The 18,087-nt window shown below is 55.7% G+C and carries 19 protein-coding genes; 8 read left to right on the top strand and 11 right to left on the bottom strand.

Annotation, left to right across the window (positions count from 1 at the left end; all coding sequences use genetic code 11):
• Positions 1 to 4: 4 nt before the first annotated feature.
• A complete protein-coding gene (locus tag Q4606_RS16465) occupies positions 5 to 583 on the bottom strand; it encodes an LON peptidase substrate-binding domain-containing protein (RefSeq protein ID WP_303594217.1) in 579 nt (192 codons plus the stop codon).
• Complete coding sequence (locus tag Q4606_RS16460; protein ID WP_303608156.1) at positions 580 to 1,836, bottom strand: HDOD domain-containing protein; 1,257 nt, start codon at positions 1,834 to 1,836, stop codon at positions 580 to 582. Before Q4606_RS16460 ends, Q4606_RS16465 begins: the two co-directional genes overlap by 4 nt.
• Before the next feature lie 165 nt (positions 1,837 to 2,001).
• Between Q4606_RS16460 and ilvD the strand changes: the two genes are divergently transcribed.
• Complete coding sequence (gene ilvD / locus Q4606_RS16455; protein WP_303594221.1) at positions 2,002 to 3,837, top strand: dihydroxy-acid dehydratase; 1,836 nt, start codon at positions 2,002 to 2,004, stop codon at positions 3,835 to 3,837.
• 64 nt (positions 3,838 to 3,901) lie between these two features.
• Here ilvD and Q4606_RS16450 read toward each other — a convergent pair whose 3' ends face one another.
• A complete protein-coding gene (locus Q4606_RS16450) occupies positions 3,902 to 4,294 on the bottom strand; it encodes a peptidoglycan-binding domain-containing protein (protein WP_303608194.1) in 393 nt (130 codons plus the stop codon).
• Positions 4,295 to 4,416: 122 nt separating this feature from the next.
• Positions 4,417 to 5,496: an AI-2E family transporter gene (locus tag Q4606_RS16445; RefSeq protein WP_303594223.1), complete on the bottom strand. Its 1,080-nt coding sequence runs from the start codon at positions 5,494 to 5,496 to the stop codon at positions 4,417 to 4,419.
• Between the two features lie 114 nt (positions 5,497 to 5,610).
• Between Q4606_RS16445 and Q4606_RS16440 the strand changes: the two genes are divergently transcribed.
• Positions 5,611 to 5,964 (top strand): hypothetical protein, encoded by a 354-nt coding sequence (locus Q4606_RS16440; protein WP_303594225.1) that lies wholly within the window; start codon positions 5,611 to 5,613, stop codon positions 5,962 to 5,964.
• Between the two features lie 97 nt (positions 5,965 to 6,061).
• Positions 6,062 to 6,961, top strand: a complete 900-nt coding sequence (locus tag Q4606_RS16435; protein WP_303594226.1) for a haloalkane dehalogenase — start codon at positions 6,062 to 6,064, stop codon at positions 6,959 to 6,961.
• A gap of 32 nt (positions 6,962 to 6,993) precedes the next feature.
• On the opposite strand, the gene Q4606_RS16430 is transcribed toward Q4606_RS16435, so the two are convergent.
• Positions 6,994 to 7,782, bottom strand: a complete 789-nt coding sequence (locus Q4606_RS16430; RefSeq protein WP_303594227.1) for an acyl-CoA thioesterase II — start codon at positions 7,780 to 7,782, stop codon at positions 6,994 to 6,996.
• A gap of 196 nt (positions 7,783 to 7,978) precedes the next feature.
• Between Q4606_RS16430 and Q4606_RS16425 the strand changes: the two genes are divergently transcribed.
• Positions 7,979 to 9,505: a DEAD/DEAH box helicase gene (locus tag Q4606_RS16425; protein WP_303594228.1), complete on the top strand. Its 1,527-nt coding sequence runs from the start codon at positions 7,979 to 7,981 to the stop codon at positions 9,503 to 9,505.
• Here Q4606_RS16425 and Q4606_RS16420 read toward each other — a convergent pair.
• The 4 genes from Q4606_RS16420 to Q4606_RS16405 form a co-directional block, all read right to left on the bottom strand.
• On the bottom strand, positions 9,484 to 9,999 hold the full coding sequence (locus tag Q4606_RS16420; RefSeq protein ID WP_303594229.1) for a dihydrofolate reductase: 516 nt from the start codon (positions 9,997 to 9,999) through the stop codon (positions 9,484 to 9,486). The two genes, Q4606_RS16425 and Q4606_RS16420, sit on opposite strands and share 22 nt — an antisense overlap.
• A gap of 168 nt (positions 10,000 to 10,167) precedes the next feature.
• Positions 10,168 to 11,007 (bottom strand): thymidylate synthase, encoded by an 840-nt coding sequence (locus Q4606_RS16415; RefSeq protein WP_303594231.1) that lies wholly within the window; start codon positions 11,005 to 11,007, stop codon positions 10,168 to 10,170.
• Positions 11,004 to 11,792, bottom strand: coding sequence for a prolipoprotein diacylglyceryl transferase (gene lgt / locus Q4606_RS16410; RefSeq protein WP_303608155.1), 789 nt, complete (start codon positions 11,790 to 11,792; stop codon positions 11,004 to 11,006). Before lgt ends, Q4606_RS16415 begins: the two co-directional genes overlap by 4 nt.
• Positions 11,793 to 11,802: 10 nt before the next feature.
• Positions 11,803 to 12,600, bottom strand: coding sequence for a sulfite exporter TauE/SafE family protein (locus Q4606_RS16405; protein ID WP_303608154.1), 798 nt, complete (start codon positions 12,598 to 12,600; stop codon positions 11,803 to 11,805).
• A gap of 99 nt (positions 12,601 to 12,699) precedes the next feature.
• On the opposite strand from Q4606_RS16405, the gene Q4606_RS16400 reads away from it, so the two are divergent.
• The 4 genes from Q4606_RS16400 (at position 12,700) to dxs (ending at position 16,792) form a co-directional block, all read left to right on the top strand.
• Positions 12,700 to 13,473 (top strand): NRDE family protein, encoded by a 774-nt coding sequence (locus Q4606_RS16400; RefSeq protein ID WP_303608193.1) that lies wholly within the window; start codon positions 12,700 to 12,702, stop codon positions 13,471 to 13,473.
• Positions 13,474 to 13,528: 55 nt separating this feature from the next.
• A complete protein-coding gene (locus Q4606_RS16395) occupies positions 13,529 to 13,783 on the top strand; it encodes an exodeoxyribonuclease VII small subunit (RefSeq protein WP_303594236.1) in 255 nt (84 codons plus the stop codon).
• 23 nt (positions 13,784 to 13,806) lie between these two features.
• Positions 13,807 to 14,679, top strand: a complete 873-nt coding sequence (gene ispA / locus Q4606_RS16390; protein WP_303594238.1) for a (2E,6E)-farnesyl diphosphate synthase — start codon at positions 13,807 to 13,809, stop codon at positions 14,677 to 14,679.
• 181 nt (positions 14,680 to 14,860) lie between these two features.
• On the top strand, positions 14,861 to 16,792 hold the full coding sequence (gene dxs / locus Q4606_RS16385; RefSeq protein ID WP_303608153.1) for a 1-deoxy-D-xylulose-5-phosphate synthase: 1,932 nt from the start codon (positions 14,861 to 14,863) through the stop codon (positions 16,790 to 16,792).
• A 78-nt stretch (positions 16,793 to 16,870) separates the two neighbouring features.
• On the opposite strand, the gene ribA is transcribed toward dxs, so the two are convergent.
• Together ribA and moaC are read right to left on the bottom strand one after the other, a co-directional pair.
• Positions 16,871 to 17,485, bottom strand: a complete 615-nt coding sequence (gene ribA / locus Q4606_RS16380) for a GTP cyclohydrolase II (protein ID WP_303594242.1) — start codon at positions 17,483 to 17,485, stop codon at positions 16,871 to 16,873.
• Positions 17,486 to 17,582: 97 nt separating this feature from the next.
• Positions 17,583 to 18,065 (bottom strand): cyclic pyranopterin monophosphate synthase MoaC, encoded by a 483-nt coding sequence (gene moaC, locus Q4606_RS16375; RefSeq protein WP_303594243.1) that lies wholly within the window; start codon positions 18,063 to 18,065, stop codon positions 17,583 to 17,585.
• Between the last annotated feature and the right edge of the window lie 22 nt (positions 18,066 to 18,087).

Below are 18,087 nucleotides of genomic sequence, written 5' to 3'. Positions count from 1 at the left end.
TTCCTCAGCCCTCTTCGAGCGCTTCCAGCAATTCCTGCAGCCGACTCAAACGGGCCAGAGGATCCTGCATCTCAAGCAGATGCTGCTTTTCCTGCTTGTCCAGGGGTAGCAGCTCAGTCAGCCGCCAGCTGACATCTCGCGCCTCTGCATAATCAACGCTCATACCCAGCTCCTGAATAACCGGATGCCGGAAAAGTGCGCGCAAAACGGATGGCAGCTCATGAAAAACGGAAGGAATATCCCCAGAGGACTCTACCGGCAGAAACTCCATCTCACCAAGATTCAACCCGTCATCCTGGCGCCAACTTTGCGTGATAGCGACCTTGGCTTCACCTTCTACCGTGATCCCTAACAGCCCGTTCTCCAACTGCTGAAAATCAATAATGCGCACATAAGTGCCGATATCGTAAAAAGACGCCACGCGCCCGGTTTCTGCGCCATCACGCAGCAGGGTTATAACAAAGCCCTGATCATCCTTCAGGCAACGGGTCAGCATATCGATGTAGCGAGGCTCGAACAGCTGAAGCGGAATTCTGCCGCCTGGCAGTACAACTGAATTGAGAGGAAAAATAGGAACTGTCATCGAATCGACAGCAATTGTTGAACCTCATTGACCCGCGCACGCGCTTCGGTCAGAAGTTCAAGGCTGCGGGATGCGTTCAATTCAAGATCGCCCAACCTGCGATAAGCCGGCACCTTGTCGAACGGCGGTAAGCCTGCGTTCTGGCTCGAACCTATCATGGCATGAAGCTGGGCCACGATCACGACGTCCACCAGTTGTGGCTCCTCCTCCCGACTCTCGTAATCCCAGTCTTCTGCATGCCGAACGGCATCGATAAAGGCGGGCGGGAAAGACCAGCTTTCCATAATCGCTGTACCTACATCTGCCCGGAGCTCGCTGACCGCATTCTGCAAGTTCGCGTCGTCGGCAAACAGATTTACATGGTGCTCTGCCTGAACCAGAATTGGCACCACACCGATATCGTGAAGCAGGCCCGCCAACAGCGCCTCTTCCGGGTTGAGTCGCGTGGCATGATCTGCCAGTACCCAGCACAAGGCTGCGACTTCACGGGAATGTCGCCACAGATTTTCCATTTCGTGCTGCAAAGAGGGTTGGCGGCTTTTGAACACCTCTCGCATGGAGAATACCGTAACAAGCTGCCGCGTTGTTCTCATGCCCAGGCGTATAACCGCCTCACGCACATTGCGCACATCGCTGAACCCGCGATAAAGGGGGCTGTTACAGGCACGAACCAGTTTCGCCGCTATGGCGGGGTCAGCTGATACAGCGGTGGCAACCTGGTCTGCCGTTGAGTCTTCTTTATCGACGGTGCGCCGCACTTTCCAGGCAACATCCGGGACGCTAGGCAGCTTGAGCTGGTTCGAGCGCAGCTCGGCGTAGAACTCCATCAAAAGATGGTGTTCTTCACTCTCTCCGCTATCACTGCTCTCCCCCGAATCCATCTCAACCTGGGCAACCGGAGCAGCTCGCAGCAGCTGGTTGAGAACATCCTGCTCTATTACCAGGAACTCACAGGGCTTTACCGCAGTCACCTCATACATTCGTGGCTGCAGCCTGGCAATGGGGTTCAGCGCCTTTTCGGTTTCGGCTTCAACAACCGTTTTGCGGCCATCAACCGATTCAAGCTCTACTTTCCCTGTAACCAGAAAATAGTCCAGACCATCACGCACACCGCGCTCCAATACTCGCTGGCCCGGCCCGTGAGATCGGCGCTCGGCTCGGCTGGCTAGCAATACCAACTGGTCATCAGTCAACCGGTTCAGTGGCTGAAACTCTTTCAGACGACGTAGCGGCAAGCTCTCCTGGCTAGCCATAGGCATTCTCCTTAGTAAGCTCAAGGCGGGAGTTAATTCATGATATCTGTAAGCTATTGTAACCATGGCGCAGCAAAACAACCATGCGCAGGGTGTCTAATCTGGTATCCTTTATCTCTTCATTAAAGTTACAACCAAGCATCCACCAAGAGAGATCAGAGCACCATGCCTCAGTATCGTTCGCGGACTTCTACCGCAGGCCGCAATATGGCCGGCGCCCGCGCCCTCTGGCGCGCCACCGGTATGAAAGACAATGATTTCGGCAAGCCGATTATCGCCGTTGTCAATTCCTTCACCCAGTTTGTACCCGGGCACGTTCACCTTAAAGACCTGGGACAACTTGTCTGCCGCGAAATTGAGGCTGCAGGTGGTGTAGCCAAGGAATTCAATACCATTGCAGTGGACGATGGTATCGCCATGGGCCATGACGGCATGCTCTACTCTCTGCCTTCGCGCGAGATTATCGCGGACTCCGTTGAGTACATGGCGAATGCTCACTGCGCTGACGCGCTGGTATGCATTTCCAACTGCGACAAAATCACCCCAGGGATGTTAATGGCTGCCATGCGCCTGAACATTCCCGCAATTTTTGTCTCAGGCGGCCCCATGGAAGCCGGGAAGACCAAGTTATCTGAGCACAAACTGGACCTGGTGGATGCCATGGTCATAGCCGCAGATCCGACTGCCAACGATGAAGCTGTCGCAGAGTACGAGCGCAGCGCCTGCCCGACCTGCGGCTCATGCTCCGGCATGTTTACTGCAAACTCCATGAACTGTCTGGCTGAAGCCATCGGCCTGGCGCTGCCCGGCAATGGCTCAATGCTGGCAACCCACGCCGACCGGGAACAGCTGTTCCTGAAAGCCGGACGCCAGATTGTGGAGAATACAAAGCGCTATTACGAACAGAACGACGCCAGCGTCCTACCCAGGAGCATTGCCTCCATGGCGGCGTTCGAGAATGCAATGATTATGGATATCGCCATGGGCGGATCCACCAACACCATCCTTCACCTGCTGGCAGCTGCGCAGGAAGGCGGTGTTCCGTTCACTCTGAACGAGATTGACCAGCTTTCCAGAAGGGTTCCACAACTTTGCAAAGTGGCCCCGAACTCACCCAAATACCACATGGAAGATGTACATCGCGCCGGCGGCATTATGGGAATCCTGGGTGAGCTTGAACGTGGAGGCCTCATCAACACCGATCTGCCCACAGTTCACAGCAAGACCATGAAAGAAGCGCTGGAAACCTGGGATATCATGCGTTCTCCGCCTCCGGAGGTTGTCGAGTTTTACAAAGCTGGCCCCGCCGGCATCCCGACCCAGACCGCCTTCAGCCAAAGCACACGCTGGCCAAGCCTGGATGGCGACCGAGAGACAGGCTGCATTCGTTCCGTTGAGCACGCCTATAGCTCAGAAGGCGGCCTTGCCGTCCTCTACGGCAACATTGCCGTAGACGGCTGCGTGGTAAAAACCGCAGGGGTCGATGAAAGCATCTATGTTTTCGAAGGCAAAGCCCGGGTATTTGAAAGCCAGGACTCCGCCGTTGCCGGCATTCTCGCTGACGAAGTCAAACCCGGTGAAGTGGTTATTATCCGATACGAGGGACCCAAAGGCGGCCCAGGTATGCAGGAAATGCTCTACCCCACCAGCTACCTTAAATCCAAAGGGTTGGGTAAAGAGTGCGCACTTTTGACTGACGGACGTTTTTCTGGCGGTACCTCGGGCCTCTCCATCGGCCACGCGTCGCCCGAGGCTGCAGCCGGCGGCGCAATAGGGCTTATCGAAACCGGTGATCCTATCCGCATCGATATTCCGCAACGCTCCATTAATGTCCTACTGGACGAACAGGAACTGGATCGCCGTCGTGAAGCGCGAGATGCCCAAGGCTGGAAGCCCGAACTGCCCAGACCGCGAGCCGTGTCGGCGGCGTTGAAAGCGTACGCTCTTCTGGCAACCAGCGCTGACAAGGGCGCAGTCAGAGACCTGGAAAAACTCGGCTAATTCGGGCTCTTAAACAAAAAAGCTCGCGCAGATGACCTGCGCGAGCTTTTTTGTATTACCTGGTTTAGAACAGGGACCAGCCACCGTCGTCTTCTTCCTCAATGGCATCTTCTTCAACAGGCTCGGGCTTGCTGACTGTTTTAGGCTTGGATTCAACCGGGCTGGAAGTATTACCAGCGGCCGCCACCTGCACGCTGATCATTCCCAGAGCCTTTTTGGTTGCCTCATCCAGAATCCCGCTCGCCTGAAGCCCATTGTCTTTCTGAAAACGGGACAACTCAGACCGGGTGGCATCATCCATTGTTGAATTAACGTTAGTGACATCGTACCCGGCGCCGTATAAGGCATTCTTGAGCGATACTGTCTCGTCAGCGAAGGCAGCGGGTGCGAAAAACAACATAGCTGCTGTAGCGGCTGTGAGCGCAAGGCGGCCCATGCGGATGGTCGCGTTTTTCATGATACTCACCTGTTTTACTCCTGATATCTCAGCGATATCCGTTTCTTTCTTGTTATGTGGAGCCCATCTCCACAGGCTGGGGCGAACGGCAAAAGCCTAACATACTTTTGTATCCTGTCGCTTTAATCTACATCACGGTCGTGATCCGCAGCTCTCTGGGACTCTTCGCTGAACTCCCGGATAAAAATTCCCCAGAAGGCCATAAACAGCGCGGCGACAAGCGGCCCCATCACAAAACCATTAATGCCAAACATCGCAAGACCGCCCAGAGTGGAAAGCAACACTATGTAATCAGGAAGTTTTGTATCACGCCCGACCAGAATCGGGCGCAACACATTATCCGCAAGCCCTATCACGACGACTCCGAATATTGTGAGCACAACGGCCTGAACAATATCACCCACAGCGGCCAGATAAATAGCAGCTGGCACCCAAACCAATGCAGCGCCCACGGCAGGTAAAAGTGAGAATATGGCCATCACCACCCCCCACAGCAAAGCCCCGCCAATACCCAGAATCCAGAAAATAATGCCCCCCAAAGCCCCCTGGATAATGGCGATGAGCAGGTTGCCTTTCACCGTTGCACGGGTTACTTCCGCAAACTTGGCAAACAACAGGCGCTCACGTTCATCCCCCAGCGGAAGCGCACGGATCAGCAAATCTACCAATGCGCTGCCGTCACGCAGCAAGAAGAACGCCAGGTACACCATAAGAGCCAGCCCGAGGAAAAACTGGAATGTGTTCTGGCCGACGCCAAGTGCCTGCTTGGCAAGAAACTGGCTACCGCCCACGAACAGGCTGACAACCCGGTCGCGGATTTCACTGAAGCTGATATCAAATTGCGCCAGAAGCGACTGGATAGCAGGGAAAGACTTGTTCACCTGATCAATATACTCGCCGGGCTTTATCTCTCCTTCCTGAATCTGCTGATAGATTCCCAGCCCTTCGGCCGCAAGGGATGTGATCAGCACTAATACAGGAATGACCACAATCAACATACATACAGTCAAGGTAATCAACGCATTCACGTTTGGCCGCTCTCCAAGCCGGCGCACGAGAAGCATCTGGAACGGATGAAAAATCAGTGCAATCGCAATCGCCCAGAAGATCGGTCCGAAAAAGGGCTTCATAAGAAACACGAAAGCCACAGATACTCCAACCAGCAAGGCAAGAAAGGTTCGTGTCTCAAGTTTTGCGTACATAATTCCGTTTATCCCAGTGAAGTTCAGACTCGCATTAGCCTAACACGACCAAATGGCCACTGGTGCATGCTTCAGGTTATAGTGGAAGGTTGTTGATCAGCAATTAGACAGGTCATGGTATTGGAACAGGAAACCTTTACTACGGAAACTGCTCTGGACGCTGCGGCGGAACTACGACGGGTGCTGGCTGCCAGAACGCATCGCCGAAAGGTAATGGGCCAGGAGGTTCTGGTTCCGGGGCAGCTCGGCGAGGCGCTGCAGCTGCCCCGAATTCTTAATCGGCTCCAAAGCAAGCAGCAGCGTTTTCGCGAGCAGGGACTGGACGACTTCCAGGAACTCTGGCCAACCCTTTCCGCGACGACCCGAGAGAAGGTGCTCAGAGCTATTGGCTGGTACGATCCAAAAAACCTTGACTGGGAAGACAAGCGCTCAAACCGGCGACCCAAAGTCGACCCTGGCAAGGCCTGATTCAAAGCCGCAACGCTCTGTTACGCAATACAAACACAGGAAACCGCCAACTGATTTATCCTGAGCACGCAACCAATCAGTCAGGACAGTCGATGGCATGCGTATTCTGAGAACCGACGAAGACCGTTTTTCAGGTCTTCCGGACTACCCTTTTCTCCCTCATTATCTCGATGTTGAGTCAGGCCTCAGGATGCACTATGTCGACGAAGGCCCAGCCGCAGCATCCCCCGTTCTGATGCTCCATGGAGAGCCGTCCTGGTCATACCTGTACCGTCACATGATTCCATTGGTAGCCGAGGCCGGGCACCGTGTACTGGCACCAGACCTCATTGGCTTCGGGAAGTCGGACAAACCGGCATCCATCGACGATTACAGTTACGATCGCCACATGACATGGCTGACACACTGGCTTGAAGCTCTGGACCTAAAAAACATCACTCTGGTCTGTCAGAACTGGGGCTCACTTCTGGGCTTGCGGCTTGCGGCGGAACTTCCAGACCGCTTTCAACGGATCATAGTCGGGAATGGCATGCTGCCAACCGGCGAAACCTCGGCACCTGCTGCGTTCAGCCTATGGAAGGCTTTCGCTACCCACAGCCCCTGGTTTCCGGTTGGCCGCATCGTACAGTTTGGCACCGAGCGAACATTGAGCAAACATGAACTGGCAGCCTACGAGGCGCCCTTCCCCTCGGCTGAGTACAAAGCAGGCGCGCGGGCATTCCCGAAGCTGGTGCCAATATCGCCTGGCGACCCGGCAAGTAGCGCAAACAAGGCCGCATGGAAAGTCCTGGAAAACTGGCGAAAGCCCTTTATTACCTGTTTCAGCAGCGGCGACCCGATCACCCGTGGCGGGGACCGCTACATGCAGCGCCGCATTCCAGGCGCCCTCGGCCAGCCTCATATCACCCTGCGCGGCGGACACTTCCTGCAGGAAGACTCCCCCGCAGACTTCGCCCGAATCATTATTGATGCGTTAAAAGCTGAAATGGCGGCCTGAGCCGCCATTTCTTTTCAATGTCTCAGATACCCCTAGCCAAAGACGGTCGCGGTCTGGCGACTGATCGCCAGCAACTCACCCCTGGGTGTCCAGATTCCGGCATTGAAATGACAATAGCCGTCTCCTGCCTGCTCAATTGTCGCCTTGTACAATAGCCAGTCATCTGGCTTCAGGGCCGGCCTTGGGTGAATAATATCGAACGCCCAGGACAATGAACTGGCGGGCACCTGGGACTTGAAGTGCTGAAGAACCGGCGCTGGCCAGGCGTCGATAAGTGCAACAATATGCGCATCGGTCATAACCTCGGGCACGTCCCTGAACCGCATCCAGCCACCCATTTCACGCCCACTTCCACCCGTAAACGGCATAGTTCCGTATGCCCAGCGCATATCTATGTACCCGATAAATCCCGGAGTGACACCTTCGATATACGGAAGCCCCTGGCACTGATCCACTGGTTTAACCTCCGGAGCTGGCATTCCATCGATGCGCACAACCGATTCCCGGTCGCCTGCAAATGCTCCAATACAGATTAACCGCGGTTCCCCATTCTGGATAATCCGCCCTTCCACCTGGCTGACCGAGCCGCCCTCGCGCAGAATCTGTGTATCGAAAACCGCGGGAACCTCTGCTTCTACCGGCCCTATAAACGACACGTGCATGGACCGTACAGGCCTGTTATCAGCAACCGTTCGCTCCATACGGTCGAACAACAGACCAGTCACCAAGCCGCCAAAGGTCGCTCGCCCTTGAGACCAGGTCGCAGGCATCACCAACTCGTTGCTGGCACGGCCAGCGGCAATCAGTTCATCAAAGGTCATAGCGCGTTCCTATTAGCAACCTATCAGTAAAACAGGAGATTGCCGAAATTACGGGCACAACGCAATCCCGGTGCTCCGGCAACTACCTACAGACTGGATTCGATTTTACGTATTAAAACCGTCAAAAAGCGTTTATAATATGTTCACATAATGCATTGCCCGGCAATGCTCTACCTCCCGAATTCCGAGTAAATCAATGTCTGAATTGTCCTTCGCCGAACTGGGGCTTGATCCAGCCGTACTTGAAGCTGTATCCGCTATTGGCTATGAAACCCCGACGCCCATCCAGGCCCAGTGCATTCCCGCGCTGCTCGCTGGCAAACACTTACTGGGCGTCGCCCAGACCGGCACGGGTAAAACCGCCGCCTTCGCTTTACCGTTGCTGAGCCGTATTGATGCATCCGTAAGTGAACCACAGATTCTGGTTCTAGCCCCCACACGGGAGCTGGCCATTCAGGTGGCAGAAGCGTTTACCTCCTACGCCGCCAAGTTCAAGCACTTTCATGTACTGCCAATTTATGGTGGGCAAGACTTTTACCCCCAGATCAAAGGCCTTAAACGCGGTGCCCAGGTTATTGTCGGTACGCCCGGCCGTATGCTGGACCATCTTCGCAAAGGCACACTGAAGCTGGGCAATCTGAAAGCGCTGGTTCTCGACGAAGCTGACGAAATGCTCCGCATGGGCTTCATTGACGACGTAGAAGCCATACTGGCCAAAACGCCGGAAAATTGTCAGCGCGCGCTTTTCTCGGCCACCATGCCACCGCAAATCAAGAAGGTCGCCAGGACCTACCTGAGCGATGCGACCGAAGTAAAGATCGAAAGCGAAACCCGCACAGTTGAGCGCATTTCGCAGTTTGTTCTCCCGGTATACGCAGAGCGCAAGCTGGATGCCCTCACCCGCATTCTGGAAGTAGAGCCTTTCGAAGCGTCGATTATCTTCGTCCGAACCAAGGCCGAAACCACACTGCTGGCTGAAAAACTGAGCGCTCGCGGACATGCTGTCGCCCCGCTGAACGGTGATCTGAATCAACGCCAGCGTGAGCAGACGGTTGAGGATCTGAAGCGTGGCAAAAAAGATATCATCGTGGCCACAGACGTAGCGGCGCGTGGTCTGGACGTACCAAGAATTACTCACGTCATTAACTATGATGTGCCCTACGACACTGAAGCCTACATCCACCGGGTTGGGCGTACCGGCCGTGCCGGGCGCACTGGTAAAGCGATTCTGCTGGTTACTCCCCGTGAGCGGAGCTGGCTTCGCACGCTTGAGCGCGCCACTAACTCGCCAATGGAAGCTTACGAGCTGCCGTCGCCAGTTGAACTGAAGAAAATGCGCGAAGAGCAGTTCGAAAGCCAACTGCTTGGTTTTGCTGAAGACAAGAAGCTTGCGAAGTCTATGGCATTGCTTGACGATATCGCTGAGCGCAACGAGATGGATATCGCCATGGTTGCCGGCGCCCTGGCCTGTTGGATGGAAGCGCTTCAGCCAGGCACTTTCCCGCTTGAACAGCCGGAAGCCCTGCCCGTTGTGTCTGCAACAGCACCTCCCCGTCGTGATCGCAAGGGCGGCCGCCCGGGCGAGTACCGTAAGGGACCGCCTAAAGGTGGATACAAAGGGCGCGGCGGCCCAGGTGGCTCAGGTGCCCGCGGCAAACCACCGGGCAAAGGTGGCAAGCCGGGCGGTAAGCGGCCTCCCCGTCAGTCAGACGCCAAGCGCTGATAGACGACGAAGCTGTAGTCGTAAGGATTGTTATCGGACGCGGAGAAATCCTCCCGTCCGATCTCTTCCCACTCATCCCAGTTCACTTCCGGAAAATACGCATCGCCATCCACCTCGGCATGCACCTGCGTAATGTAAATACGATCTACCATGGGTAGCGCTTCTGCGTAGATTTGCCCTCCCCCGATAATCATTACTTCGTCACCACCTTCCAGCTCAGCCTGTGCTTCTGCCTTTATCAAAGCCTCTTTCAGTGATTTGGCGGTAACCGTTCCTGCGGGCGCTTCACGATCCGCATTCCGGGAAATAACCAGATTCATCCGGCCCGGCAAGGGTCTGCCAATGGAGTCCCAGGTTTTCCTGCCCATGATGATGGGCTTGCCCATGGTGGCTTGCTTGAAGTATTTGAGATCGCCCGGGAGATGCCAGGGCAGGTTGTTGTTTTTGCCGATTACCCGATTTCGGGACATGGCTACTATGAGGGCTTTACGCATGCTGGTTCCTTTGACTCGGGGCTTTTTGCTTTGGGCTTCGGGGCTGCAAGGATGCAAAACGGCTCTCCAAAAACCGCTGTGAATACGTCCGTGTACGCTTGGCTCCGCACATTTTTGGAGAGCCGTTTCGCACCCTTGCGATCAAACGTCGCGCGAAGCTTGCCAGGTTTATATTGCTATGGGCGCTTTAATGCCTGGATAAGGGTCGTAGCCCTCGAATTCGAAGTCTTCCAGTTCGTAATCAAATATTGAGTCTGGTTTGCGCTTGATCACGAGTTCAGGGAGCGCCTTCGGCTCACGCTTGAGCTGTTCGAAAACTATGTCATCGGTGAGGTGATTTTGATAGAGATGACAGTCGCCAAAGGTATGCACAAACTCGCCAACTTCCAGGTCACACTGCTGGGCGATCATGTGGGTCAGCAACGCGTAGGAGGCAATATTGAACGGTACCCCCAGAAACAGGTCAGCGCTGCGCTGGTAAAGCTGGCAGGAGAGCTTGCCGTCGAGCACGTAGAACTGGAACAGGCAATGACAAGGAGCCAGCGCCATGCGCCCTTCCCGGGCGTTTTCCTGGGGGCCAACGGATTCATCCGGGAGTTCAGCCGGGTTCCAGGCAGAAACGATCAGGCGCCGGGAGTTTGGCTTGTTGCGGATCTGATCAATGACTTCGCTGATCTGGTCCACCACGCGGCCATCAGGGCACTGCCAGCTACGCCATTGTTTGCCGTAGATAGGGCCAAGGTCACCGTTTTCCAGCGCCCATTCGTTCCAGATCGAAACCTTTCGCTCTTTCAGCCAGTTGTTGTCCGTTGAGCCTTTCAGAAACCAGAGCAGCTCGTAGATAATGCTGCGCAAGTGTACTTTCTTCGTGGTTACCAGAGGAAAGCCGTTTTGAAGATTAAAACGAATCTGCCGCCCGAAAACAGAGCGGGTGCCGACACCGGTGCGGTCGCCCTTGTCGAATCCGTTATCCACTACGTCTTTCATGAGATCGAGATAGGCTTTCATTCCGCGTTTCTCCGATAAGCAATAAACATCAGGGCTGCGCCTGCAAGCGCCATCGGAAAGGAAAGTACCTGCCCCATGGTGAGCCAGTCAAACGCCAGATAGCCCAACTGGGCGTCTGGCTGCCGCACAAACTCCACCAGAAAACGGAAGATTCCGTAGCAAATCAGGAACAGCCCTGACACCGCCATTCGCGGCCGTGGCTTGGCAGAAAACCACCAGAGGATGACAAAGAACAGCACACCTTCCAGGGCAAACTGGTAAAGCTGGGATGGATGTCGAGCCAGCGCATCCGGCGCCTGGCGGAACACCATGCCCCAGGGCAGATCCGTCGGCTTGCCCCACAGTTCGCCGTTGATAAAGTTACCAATCCGCCCGGCCCCCAGGCCTACCGGTACCAGAGGTGCGACGAAATCCGCGAGCCGCCAGAACCCGGTGCCAATTTTGCGCCCGTACAACCACATGGCGAGCATGACGCCAAGCAGCCCGCCGTGGAAAGACATACCACCTTCCCATACTCGTAGGAGCCACATGGGGTCGGCCAGAAAAACACTGAAGTTATAGAAAATAACATAGCCAAAACGCCCGCCCAGAATAACGCCGAGCGCCAGGTAAAACAGAAGGTCGCCCATCTGCTCCTCTGTAATCGGAGACCCCGGTTTGCGAGCACGCAGGCGGCCCAGCCACCAGCCGGCAACAAAGCCTACGAGGTAAGTCAGCCCATACCAATGAATTTTTAATGGCCCGATGGCAATGGCGACCGGGTCTATCTGTGGATGCTGAAGCATCAATAACCTCTCAGCTTAGAAGAAAACGAAGGCCAACCAGCAAAAGCATGATGGCAAACACCCGCTTTAGCACTTTGGCGTTCAGTCGATGCGCCAGGTTAGCGCCGACACGTGCGAACAGAACGCTGGTGAGAATAATACCTACCAGAGCCGGCAAATAGATGAAACCAAGGCTGTATTCCGGAACAGCGGACTCACCCCAACCCGTCCAGGCGTTCCCGAGGGTGCCCGCAATGGCAATAGGCAACCCGCATGCGGCAGAGGTGCCCACAGCCTGCTGCATCCGCACATTACACCAGTTCAGGTAGGGTACCGTCAGTGTACCGCCGCCTATTCCGAAAATAGCGGAGGCCCAGCCTATTCCTGCACCGGCCGCACCAAGGCCTGAACTCCCCGGCACGTCTCTGCCCGGAGAGGGGTTTACATCGAGTAGCATCTTGAAACCCACGAGGATGACAAATATTCCAATGATCAGTTCCAGAGCTGGGCCACTGAGTAGTGACGCAGTCCAGGCCCCCACAAGGGCGCCAAGCACTATACCTACAGTCATAGGGCGAAAGATGTCCCAACGAATTGCACTGTGTTTCTGGTGCGAGCGGATAGAGCTGAAGGAGGTGAATACGATGGTTGCCAGTGAGGTGCCCACAGCCAAATGGGCAGCAATCTCAGGGCTGAAGCCCTGCGCCCCGAAGCTGAAAATTAGCACCGGCACAATAATAAGGCCGCCACCAATGCCAAAGAGGCCCGCAAGGGTACCGGCAAAGGCTCCCAGCACCATATAAATCACAAACACGGATAACAGGGACATAAGTGCTCACACATACGGGAAAATAAGGCTGGTATGATACACACCAGCAAGTACTTCATCACCCAGGAATACCCCCTTAGATCCGGAGAACAACCTGGCATGTGTCTGATCGCATTTTCTATTGGCCAAAGCGCCCGTTTCCCCCTGGTGGTTGCCGCCAACCGGGATGAATTTTTCCGGAGACCCACAGCGCCTCTCGACTGGTGGGAAACGGAATCCGGCGAACGGATTCTGGCCGGCAGGGACCTTCAGTCCGGGGGAACCTGGCTGGCAGTTTCCCCGGAAGGCCGGGTGGCTGCAGTAACCAATGTTCGCGAAGGCACCCCAGAAGCCGGCCAGGCAAGCCGTGGCGAGTTGCCCTTACGGGCGCTCATTGAAGCTGAATCGCAGTTGCAGGGAAGCCTGGAAAACACAGCTGCCCGGTACGCCGGCTTCAACCTTGTCAGCCTCGGCGAAACGAGCGGCTGGTACTTCAGCAATCGGGATGCGCACCCCGGTCGAGCCATTCATCGCGGAATATATGGCCTGAGCAATCACCTGCTTCAAACGCCCTGGCCGAAACTGCTGCGCCTCCGGGAAGCCGTAGGCCGAACCATAAAGTCGGCAGGAAACCATGCCCGGGACTTGCACACAGACCTTGCCCGGCTGCTGAAGGATACAACACCGGCGCCGGATCACTTGCTACCCGATACCGGCATAAATCTTGATACTGAACGCTTTCTTTCGTCGCCTTTCATAACCGGTGCTGAATACGGCACACGAGCCACCACAGTCGTCAGCGTCTCCCATATTGGCGAAGTTCGCGTTACCGAGCAGAGCTGGGGACCAGAAGGCCGCCCGGAAGAGCACCGGGAATTCCACTGGCAGCGATAGCGCTCAGCCTCTGATATACTCCGCGAAATTCGTTCACCCGATCGGAGGGCCGCCGATGGCCGGTCAACAAGACGCCACATCTATTGCCGACTTTGAGAAGTCTCTCGATGAGCTGGAAACGTTGGTACGCAACCTGGAACAGGGAGAGCTGTCCCTCGAGCAATCGCTGTCAGCCTTCGAGCGGGGCGTGAAGCTGACCCGCGCATGTCAGCAGGCGCTCAAGAGCGCTGAACAAAGGGTTGAGCAATTGGTGCAAAACGACGATGGCACCCTTGAAACCCGTCCACTTTCGCCGGGCGATGCCGACTGATGCATAACGGGAGGTCGCCGACCATGGATTTTCTGGAAGCCTGCCGCAGCCGCGTAGACGACGAACTGGATCGCCGCATAAAATCCGGCTCGGTGTCTGAGCAGTTGCAGGCAGCAATGCGTTACAGCGTACTTGGCGGAGGCAAGCGCATCCGCCCGGCATTGGCCATTGCTGCCGCGAATGCCCTCGGCCAAAACCCTGATGCAGCATTGGTTCCAGCCTGCGCAATAGAGCTGATCCATGCCTATTCGCTTGTGCACGACGATCTCCCGGCGATGGACAACGACGAGTTGCGTCGTGGTCGGCCGACGGCACATATTGCCTTTGATGAGGCTACGGCAATCCTGGCGGGCGACGCCCTGCAGGCACTGGCATTTGAATGGTTGGCAGAGGCTCCCGGCATTGAGGTATCAGCGCGGCTCGCCATGATTCAGGAACTGGCCCGTGCAAGCGGACATAGCGGCATGGTAGGCGGCCAGGCGATTGATCTGGAATCCGTGGGCAAAAGCCTGACACTGGCACAGCTCGAAACCATGCACCGACACAAAACCGGGGCGCTCATTGAAGCCAGCGTGCGAATCGGAGCATTGACCGTGCCCGGCATCAGTGAACACTCACTGAATTCCCTGACGCGTTATGCCAAAGCGCTCGGGTTGGCATTTCAGGTTCAGGATGATCTCTTGGATATTGAGGGAGACACAGAAACCATCGGCAAACCCCAAGGCTCCGATATTGCCCGCGCAAAACCGACGTACCCCGCCCTGCTCGGACTTGCAGGAACACGGAAGCATCTTGCCTCACTGCTCAGCAACGCGCTTGAGAGCCTGCAGGATTTCGGCCCGGAAGCCGACCCCCTGAGGGCTATGGCAGATTATGTGGTAGCCAGAACTCATTGAGTACGCTTCTTAAATCAACATTGCGCCTCTCGGTGAGCCTTTCGTTGAAATCAGGCGCCGCGAAGGCGCACACTGAGCAAGTACAATTTCGTAACATATGGCCCGACATGTGTGAAACAGGCACCCCTGTTCCCCTATAATGGCAGCCAGTTACCGAACATTCCGGAAAAGACCCGAGTAGATGCAGGACACTTATATTTTCAAGGAAATCCCGTCACAGCGGCCAAATACGCCCTTGCTGGACAGGGTTGACGTGCCCGCCCAATTGCGGGAGTTGCCGGCTGAACAGCTTGTTCAGTTCGCCAGAGAACTGCGCGCGTTTTTATTATGGACTGTCGGGCAGACTGGCGGCCATTTCGGCGCGGGGCTTGGCGTGCTCGAGCTCACGGTGGCCCTGCACTATGTCTTCAACACACCCGAAGACCGCCTTGTATGGGATGTTGGCCACCAGGCTTACCCACATAAAATCCTGACGGGCCGCCGTGAACAAATGGGTAGCATCCGCCGGAAAAACGGCCTGGCCGGCTTCCCTAAACGGTCTGAAAGCGCCTATGACACCTTCGGTGTAGGTCATTCCAGCACCTCAATCAGCGCAGCTCTGGGCATGGCCGTTGCCGCCCAACAGCAGAAAACCGGCCGCAAGAGCATTGCCGTTATTGGTGATGGCGCCATGACGGCAGGCATGGCCTTTGAGGCACTGAATCACGCAGGGCACCTGCATGCTGATATGTTGGTGGTCCTGAACGATAACGACATGTCGATTTCACACAATGTCGGTGGCCTGTCTAACTATTTCGCCAAGCTGCTTTCAAGTCGCACCTACAACCAGGTTCGTGACAGCAGCAAAAAGGTCCTCCAGGGCGCGCCCAACCTGATGGCATTGGCAAAGAAAACTGAAGAACATTTCAAGGGTATGATCGTACCAGGCACCCTGTTTGAAGAGCTGGGTTTCAATTATATCGGCCCCATCGACGGCCACGACCTGCCCTTACTGATCGAGACCCTGGAAAACATCCGTGAACTGGAAGGGCCGCAGTTCCTTCATGTGGTGACCACCAAAGGCAAGGGCTTCGCGCCGGCCGAAGCAGACCCCATCGGCTACCACGCCATCAACAAGATTGAGCCGGTGCCTCCAAGGAAACCTGAGCCGGTCAAACCCAAGCCCGCGAAGCAGAAATACGCGAACGTGTTCGGGCAGTGGTTGTGTGATGCCGCGGAACAGGACGAACGGGTAAACGGCATAACGCCCGCCATGTGCGAAGGTTCAGATCTGCTGGAATTCTCCAGGCGCTTTCCGGACCGCTATTTTGATGTTGCCATTGCCGAACAGCACGCCGTAACGCTTGCCGCAGGCCTTGCCTGCGATGGCGGCAAGCCAGTGGTTGCAATTTATTCGACATTTTTGCAGCGTGCGTACGACCAGCTGATACACGATGTCGCTATCCAGAACCTTGATGTGTTGTTTGCGATCGACCGGGCTGGCCTGGTTGGCGAGGACGGCCCGACTCACGCAGGGGCTTTTGATATCAGCTATCTGCGTTGTATCCCGAACATGGTGTTGATGACGCCGTCTGATGAAAATGAAACTCGCCAACTGCTTCATACCGGCATGCTGTTTGAGGGGCCCGCAGCTGTTCGTTATCCCAGGGGAACCGGACCAGGGGCGGTGATCCAGAAAGCACTTACCCGCCTGGAAATCGGCAAGGGACGAAAGATCCGTGACGGCAATGACGTCGCCATTCTCAACTTTGGCACCTTGCTAAGCCCGGCCCTGGAAGCCGCAGAAAAATTGGGCGCAACGGTGGTCGACATGCGTTTCGTAAAGCCACTGGACGAAGCTCTGGTTCTCGAGCTCGCAGAGCAACACGAACTACTGGTCACACTGGAAGAAAATGTCATAGCCGGGGGCGCAGGCAGTTCTGTTACCGAATTCCTGAACAGCCAGGAGGTTTCCATGCCAGTGCTACACCTGGGGCTCCCCGACACTTTCATTGATCATGGCAAGCACGAAGAACTGCTGAAAGACTGCGGGCTGGATGCTCAGGGCATATTCGCTGCAATAAGTGCCCGCATGGAGCGGTTGCAACACCAGAGACTTAAAGCAGTGAAATAGACCTGTCGCCAAACCAGTATGCAAAAAGCCCGCTCAGGCGGGCTTTTTTAATATTAACATCGGCTCTCAGTGCTGCATTTATATCGCAGGATCATCGTCCTGATGGGTTTCCAGCCAATGCCCGAGTTTGCTCTGCTTGGTGTCCAGGTAGTGCTCATTATGAGGGTTACGCCCGACATGCAGTGGCACACGCTCCACAATCTCGATGCCATAGGACGTCAGAGCTTTAACCTTGCGAGGGTTGTTCGTCATCAGGCGCAGGCTTTTGATGCCGAGATGCTCCAGCATGTCTTTACACATGCTGTAATCGCGCAGGTCAGCCGCAAATCCAAGGCGCTCATTGGCCTCTACGGTATCAGCCCCCTGATCCTGCAGGTGGTAAGCCCGGATCTTGTTGAGCAACCCGATACCACGACCTTCCTGGCGCAGATACATCAGAATGCCGCGCCCCTCACGGGCAATGCTTCGTAACGCTTCTTCAAGCTGGTAGCCGCAGTCACAGCGCATACTGTACAGGGCGTCGCCGGTCAGGCATTCCGAGTGTGTGCGTGCCAACATGGGTTCGTCACTTTCAAGCGACCCCAGAGTCAGTGCAACGTGCTCCTTTCCGGTGTCCAGCTCTTCAAAACCGTGCATATCGAACACCCCAAACGGGGTCGGAAGTCGGCAGGTCTGGATGTAACGAACAGCCACAGTGTTTCCTCGTGGTTCAGTAAATCGGGGTCCGGATTCTAACATGGGTGAGCTATCAGGCGGTATTTACGAGCCCAGTTACCATGCAGATCACGCCTTATTGGTTACCCGCAACCCAATGCCCACTGCGTCCGCCTTTTTTCTCCAACAGGCGCACGGCGCTGATCTCCATACCCTTATCAACGGCCTTGCACATATCGTACAGCGTCAGCGCAGCAACACTGGCCGCCGTCAGAGCTTCCATTTCGACACCCGTCTGGCCTGAAAGCTTGCAGCGCGTCAGTATATGCACTGACGCACCATCCGCCCCAGGGGTGAGCTCAACTTTCACAGAGGTGAGGTTCAAAGCGTGGCACAAGGGAATCAAATCGTGGGTTCGCTTGGCCGCCATAATTCCGGCAATACGCGCCACCGCCAGCACATCGCCTTTCGGATGCTCACCGTCCGTGATCATCCGCAGGGTTTCAGCCGCCATATGGATAGTTGCTTCTGCGCGCGCTTCGCGTTCCGTTACGGCTTTATCCGTAACGTCCACCATGCGGGCTTCACCTTTGTCATCAAGATGGGTCAGTTTACTCACAGCGTCTCCCCAGGTGCGTATT

The organism is Marinobacter sp. 1_MG-2023, assembly GCF_030549045.1.
GTDB lineage: Bacteria > Pseudomonadota > Gammaproteobacteria > Pseudomonadales > Oleiphilaceae > Marinobacter.
This window is presented reverse-complemented; position numbering and strand designations above follow the sequence as displayed.

Bases quoted from the DNA above. Each gene is read 5' to 3' on its own strand.
- dxs (WP_303608153.1), top strand. From the start codon at position 14,861: ATGCAGGACACTTATATTTTCAAGGAAATCCCGTCACAGCGGCCAAAT.
- Q4606_RS16425 (WP_303594228.1), top strand. From the start codon at position 7,979: ATGTCTGAATTGTCCTTCGCCGAACTGGGGCTTGATCCAGCCGTACTT.
- Q4606_RS16465 (WP_303594217.1), bottom strand. From the start codon at position 583: ATGACAGTTCCTATTTTTCCTCTCAATTCAGTTGTACTGCCAGGCGGC.
- ispA (WP_303594238.1), top strand. From the start codon at position 13,807: ATGGATTTTCTGGAAGCCTGCCGCAGCCGCGTAGACGACGAACTGGAT.
- lgt (WP_303608155.1), bottom strand. From the start codon at position 11,792: ATGCTTCAGCATCCACAGATAGACCCGGTCGCCATTGCCATCGGGCCA.
- Q4606_RS16460 (WP_303608156.1), bottom strand. From the start codon at position 1,836: ATGGCTAGCCAGGAGAGCTTGCCGCTACGTCGTCTGAAAGAGTTTCAG.
- Q4606_RS16430 (WP_303594227.1), bottom strand. From the start codon at position 7,782: ATGACCTTTGATGAACTGATTGCCGCTGGCCGTGCCAGCAACGAGTTG.
- ilvD (WP_303594221.1), top strand. From the start codon at position 2,002: ATGCCTCAGTATCGTTCGCGGACTTCTACCGCAGGCCGCAATATGGCC.
- Q4606_RS16415 (WP_303594231.1), bottom strand. From the start codon at position 11,007: ATGAAAGCCTATCTCGATCTCATGAAAGACGTAGTGGATAACGGATTC.
- Q4606_RS16420 (WP_303594229.1), bottom strand. From the start codon at position 9,999: ATGCGTAAAGCCCTCATAGTAGCCATGTCCCGAAATCGGGTAATCGGC.
- Q4606_RS16440 (WP_303594225.1), top strand. From the start codon at position 5,611: ATGGTATTGGAACAGGAAACCTTTACTACGGAAACTGCTCTGGACGCT.
- Q4606_RS16395 (WP_303594236.1), top strand. From the start codon at position 13,529: ATGGCCGGTCAACAAGACGCCACATCTATTGCCGACTTTGAGAAGTCT.
- Q4606_RS16400 (WP_303608193.1), top strand. From the start codon at position 12,700: ATGTGTCTGATCGCATTTTCTATTGGCCAAAGCGCCCGTTTCCCCCTG.
- Q4606_RS16450 (WP_303608194.1), bottom strand. From the start codon at position 4,294: ATGAAAAACGCGACCATCCGCATGGGCCGCCTTGCGCTCACAGCCGCT.
- Q4606_RS16435 (WP_303594226.1), top strand. From the start codon at position 6,062: ATGCGTATTCTGAGAACCGACGAAGACCGTTTTTCAGGTCTTCCGGAC.
- Q4606_RS16445 (WP_303594223.1), bottom strand. From the start codon at position 5,496: ATGTACGCAAAACTTGAGACACGAACCTTTCTTGCCTTGCTGGTTGGA.
- Q4606_RS16405 (WP_303608154.1), bottom strand. From the start codon at position 12,600: ATGTCCCTGTTATCCGTGTTTGTGATTTATATGGTGCTGGGAGCCTTT.